This is a genomic window from Microbacterium sp. MPR-TSA4 (assembly GCF_058792815.1).
In genome coordinates this window covers 1-3,503 of the sequence record NZ_JBXAFF010000088.1, presented here as the reverse complement: position 1 = coordinate 3,503, position 3,503 = coordinate 1, and the positions used below count along the sequence as shown (strand labels likewise).

At 72.5% G+C, this 3,503-nt stretch carries 5 protein-coding genes; all 5 read left to right on the top strand.

What is annotated here, in order from left to right; translation table 11 throughout:
* The coding region (gene ccsB, locus AC1Q49_RS16140) for a c-type cytochrome biogenesis protein CcsB (protein ID WP_492493413.1) at nt 1–755 on the top strand (755 nt) is incomplete at its 5' end.
* 25 nt (nt 756–780) lie between these two features.
* Nucleotides 781–1,056, top strand: a complete 276-nt coding sequence (locus tag AC1Q49_RS16135; protein WP_005049588.1) for a hypothetical protein — start codon at nt 781–783, stop codon at nt 1,054–1,056.
* 19 nt (nt 1,057–1,075) lie between these two features.
* Nucleotides 1,076–1,705, top strand: a complete 630-nt coding sequence (locus AC1Q49_RS16130; RefSeq protein WP_005049587.1) for a TlpA family protein disulfide reductase — start codon at nt 1,076–1,078, stop codon at nt 1,703–1,705.
* The gene (locus AC1Q49_RS16125) at nt 1,705–2,433 is read left to right on the top strand and encodes a cytochrome c biogenesis CcdA family protein (protein WP_005049586.1); all 729 of its coding nucleotides are present in this window, start codon (nt 1,705–1,707) and stop codon (nt 2,431–2,433) included. The genes AC1Q49_RS16130 and AC1Q49_RS16125 overlap by 1 nt, the downstream gene beginning before the upstream one ends.
* 96 nt (nt 2,434–2,529) lie before the next feature.
* The coding region (locus tag AC1Q49_RS16120) for a hypothetical protein (protein ID WP_492493410.1) at nt 2,530–3,503 on the top strand (974 nt) is incomplete at its 3' end.

Here is a 3,503-nt window from a genome sequence, read left to right as displayed (position 1 = left end):
GACGGGGGGCGGGGAAGGCGGCGCGGGTCGGGTTCGTGTTGACCGTGCTGGGCTGGGTGTTCCATCTTGCCGGGGTGGTGCTGCGCGGGGTCGCCGCGGACCGGGTGCCGTGGGCGAACATGTTCGAGTTCTCCCTCACCGGCACCGCCCTGATCATCGCCACCTTCCTGGCCGTGTCGCTGCGGGTGCGGCTGGCGTACCTGGGCAGCGCCGTGCTCGGGCTGACCGTGCTGCTGCTCGGCGTCGCGACGGTCAGCTTCTACGTCCCCGTCGTCCCCCTGATGCCCGCCCTGCAGTCCGGGTGGCTGGTCATCCACGTGCTGGTCGCGCTGCTGGCGACCGCGTTCTTCGGGCTCGCGTTCCTCGTCTCCCTCACCTACCTGCTCACCACCCGCCGCCGCGGCCTCCCCTCCCGGCTCACCCGGCTGCGGGACAGTCTGCCCGGGCCGGAGGATCTGGACCGACTCGCATACCGGCTGACGATCGTCGGGTTCATCCTGTGGACCTTCACCCTGATCGCCGGGGCGATCTGGGCCGGCCGCGCCTGGGGCAGGTTCTGGGGGTGGGACGTGAAAGAGGTGTGGACGTTCATCATCTGGGTGCTCTACGCCGGATACCTGCACGCCACCGCCACCCGCGGCTGGGCCGGCACCCGCGCCGCCTGGCTGTGCATCGTCGGCTTCGCCGCCGTGCTGTTCAACTTCGGCGTCGTCAACGTCTTCTTCACCGGGCTGCACTCCTACTCCGGACTGTGACCCGCCCCCTGCGAAAGGACCGCTCATGACCCGCACCACCCCCCGCCCCGCCCCAGCTGAGGACCCGCAACGCGCCTGGCGGCGACACCGCCTGCTCGTCCGGGTCGGCCAGGCCCTGATGGCCGCCGGCGCGATCGTCGCGATCATCCACTGGCTCGCGCACCTGGAAGTGTTCGGCCCCGGCCAGCCCTCCGGCTGGCTCGACCTGGTCGCCGGGTACCCGACCGGGGCGCTGCTGCTGATCACCGGCGCCATCCTCGCCGGCCGCCGCCGCCCCACCAGCAAGAGCACGAACACCTGACCGACCGGAGTGATCCCGCATGCGCACCCCCACCACCCTGACACGCCCACCCCGCCGCGCCGTCACCGCCGCCGCGGTCGCCGTGTTCGGCGCGCTCGTCCTGCTTCTGGCCGGGTGCACCGCCCAGACGCCCGGCCTGTTGTCCTCCTCCCCGTCCCCGGGGTATCTGTCCGCGGACGAGACCGTGCGGGAGATCCCCGCCGACCAGCGCGACGACCCGGTCACCTTCACCGGCACCACCGACACCGGGGAGCAGGCGGATTCCACCGCGTGGGCGGGTTCGGTCGTTGTGGTGAACTTCTGGTACGCCGCCTGCCCGCCCTGCCGTGCCGAAGCGCCCGACCTGGAAGCCCTCGCCCAGACCTACCAGCCCGACGGTGTCGTGTTCATCGGCGTCAACGTGCGCGACAGCGCCGACACCGCCGCCGCGTTCGAGAACCAGTTCGGCATCACCTACCCGTCGATCCTGGACGCCACCACCGGCACGGTGCAAGCCGCGTTCGCCGGGAAAGCCGCCCCCGGCGCCGTGCCCACCACAATCGTCCTGGACCGCACCGGCCGGATGGCCGCCCGCATCATCGGGCAACTGCCTACCCGCACCACCCTCGCCGCCCTCATCGACACCGTCCTCGCCGAGACGAGCCCCTGATGGGGGAGATCATCACCGCCGGCAGCATCTGGGCCGCCCTCCCCCTAGCCCTCCTCGCCGGGCTGGTGTCCTTCGCCTCCCCCTGCGTGCTCCCCCTCGTGCCCGGCTACCTCGGCTACCTCACCGGCACCACCACCACCGCGGGGGTCTCCCGGTGGCGGGCGCTGGCCGGGACCGGACTGTTCACCCTCGGCTTCTCCGTCCTGTTCATCGGCTACGGGGCCGCGTTCGGCGCCCTGGGGGCCTGGCTCATCCGCTGGCAAGATCTCCTCACCCGCATCCTCGGGATCGTGGTCCTGCTGATGGGGCTCGTGTTCCTCGGCGTGTTCCGGCTCTTCCAACGCACCGCGAAACCCGCCATCCACCCACCCAGCGGGCTGGCCGGAGCTCCCCTGCTCGGCATCGCGTTCGGGCTCGGCTGGACCCCGTGCCTGGGCCCCACCCTCGCCGCGATCTCCGCCCTCAGCCTCACCACCGGCAACCCCGCCCGCGGCGCCCTCCTCGCCGTCACCTACTGCCTGGGCCTGGGGTTGCCCTTCATCGCCGCCGCCGCCGGCCTGAACTGGGCCACCGGAAGCATCACGTTCCTGCGCCGCCACATCCGCACCATCAACATCACCGGCGGGGTCCTCATGATCGCCACCGGCATCGCGATGATCAGCGGAGCCTGGACACTCCTCACCTCCAGCATCCAGAACCTCATCGGAGCCACCGTGCTCCCCCTCTAACACACCTCTACCACCCCGCTGCCGCCGGGAGCGGGGCCATGGCGTTAGCCGCCAGGGCCGGACCGGCTCCCTGCCGCATCACAGAAAGGACAGACCATGCGACCACACGGCAGCCGTGACCGCGCCCCCATCCCGTCCGAGCCGGACCCGGCCCGCGGTTCCCCGGCGCTGGGGGCAGGGGGCGTCTGGGTCGCCGCAGCGGCCGCGGCCGCCGGGGTTGGGTCGGCGTATTGGGACGACTCCTGGCACACCACCCTCGGCCGGGACAGCACCTTCATCCCTCCGCACCTGCTGCTGTATGCGTCGATCCTCACCGTCGGGGTCGTGATCGCCGGCTGGGGGTGGCGGCGGCTGGCCGCGACACGCTCCGTGGCCGCCGTGTTCCGCACGCCCGGGTTCGCCCTCGCGGTCGCTGCGGCGGTCGCGACCGCGGCGGCCGCCCCCGCCGACGCGTTCTGGCACACCGCGTTCGGGCGTGACGCGGTGCTCTGGTCGCCCCCGCACCTGCTGTCGGTGATCGGCACCCTGTGCGTGCTGATCGGCCTGCTCACCGGCACCGACCGGCACGTGCCCGCCCCGCCGCGGATCGCCCTGGCCGCAGGCGTGCTGGGGGCGGCGCTGATCATCGTGATGGAATACGACACCGACGTGCCCCAGTTCACCGAGACCCTGTACCTGCCGCTGCTGCTGGCGACCACCCTCGGCGCGGCATGGGTGATCACCACCCTGGTCCACGGCCGAACCCGCATCGTCCTCGTCGTCGCCGGGTACCTGGTGTTCCGGGTGGTGCTGTGGGTGCTACTCACCACCTCTGGGTGGCTCGCCCCCGACCTGCCGGTCGCGGTGGCCGGTGGCCGCCCTCGCCGTGACCACCCTGCAACTGCTGGCCTCCGGGACCGGGATCAGCAGCGTCCCACCCACCCCCGTCGCCTGGTCCGCCGTCGGCACCACCACGGTGATCATCGTCAGCATGATCGCCCTCACCGTGCGGCCGGGGACTCGCCTCCGATCCGGCGGCGCGGCCGCGGCCCTCACCCTTCTGCTGGTCGCCCTCGCCCCGCCCCACCCGC